General features: G+C 43.3%; 1 protein-coding gene. It reads left to right on the top strand.

What is annotated here, in order from left to right; translation table 11 throughout:
• Positions 1 to 76: 76 nt before the first annotated feature.
• Positions 77 to 1,542: beta-N-acetylhexosaminidase (locus tag ACR2F7_RS15580; RefSeq protein ID WP_432714467.1), on the top strand; the 1,466-nt coding region annotated here is incomplete at its 3' end.

Raw genomic sequence — 1,542 nt, 5'->3', positions numbered from 1 at the left:
ACCTCCAGTTATATATATTAAAAGCATCCCGCTGGTCGGGATGCTTTTTTTTTGCTATTTTATCGGCAAATAAAAAATGATGAAATTCCTCCTCCCTTTTATATTTTCCCTGCTGCTTGTTCATACCACGCAGGCGCAATTCCCAGATTTAATTCCTCAGCCCGTAAACATTACACAAGGTTTACCTGAACAGCAGTTTACGCTCAACAGCAATACCGTAATTTTAACGAGTGATACTGCCCTTCAAAAATCATCGGCCTATTTAAACGATGTGCTGCAGCAGTACTACCATCTTGCGCTAAACACGGCTAGCTATCCTGCACATGAACAGCAGCAAAATGTCATTTCACTCATCCGCACAGCCGGTGTTGCACCCAATTTACATCAGTACAATTTAGTCGTCAACAAAAATCGCGTAACCATTACCGCATCGACAGATGAAGGAATATTTTACGGCATGCAAACCTTACTGCAACTGTTGCCCACAGCTACAGACACAAATACCGATAGCCTTAACATTACCCTGCCTGCAGTAGATATCATGGACTACCCCCGGTTTGACTACCGTGGCATGCACCTCGATGTGAGTCGTCATTTCTTTGATGTCGCTTTTGTTAAAAGGTATATCGATTACCTGGCCATGCATAAGATGAATTATTTTCATTGGCACCTCACCGACGATCATGGCTGGCGCATAGAGATCAAGAAACACCCTAAACTCACCGAAGTGGGTGCATGGCGAAACGGTTCCATCATAGGATTGTATCCCGGCAAAGGAAACGACAATATCAGGCATGGTGGTTTCTATACACAGGAGCAAATTAAAGAAGTGATCCAGTATGCGGCTGACCGCTACATTACCATTATCCCTGAAATTGAAATGCCCGGACATAACCTGGCGGTTTTAGCTACCTACCCCCATTTAAGCACAACGCCTAAACAGCCTAAAAAAGTAGCAGAAACCTGGGGCATTTTCAATAAGTTCAACAACGTATTAGTGCCTTCAGAACAGACCTTTACCTTTTTAGAAGAGGTGCTCACCGAAGTCATGGCGCTGTTTCCTTCTCCTTATATCCATATTGGTGGTGATGAATGTGCCAAAATTTGGTGGAAACAAAGTACTTTTACGCAAAATCTGATCAAAGAAAAGGGCCTGAAAGATGAAAATGGCGTGCAAAGTTATTTTATACATAGAATAGAAAAGTTTGTGAACAGTAAAGGCAAAACCATTATTGGATGGGATGAGATATTAGACGGTGGACTAGCACCCAATGCCATTGTGATGAGTTGGCGCGGTGAAAAAGGTGGCATCGCCGCGGCTAAACAAAAACACAAAGTCATCATGACACCAGAGAACATCATGTACTTTAACCACAGTCAGTTTATGAAAGACGATTCACTGACAGCCAATAAATATACACCCCTGGACGTGGTCTATCAATATGAACCAATAGCCCCAGAACTCAGTGCGGCAGATGCCAAATACATTTGGGGTGCCCAAGGTAACCTCTGGACAGAATACATTACCAATCCCGCCAAGGT

Source organism: Pedobacter sp. (genome assembly GCF_045628745.1).
Taxonomy (GTDB): Bacteria; Bacteroidota; Bacteroidia; order Sphingobacteriales; family Sphingobacteriaceae; genus Pedobacter.
The sequence above is the reverse complement of the archived record's forward strand: the minus strand, read 5'-3'. Positions and strand labels throughout refer to the sequence as shown.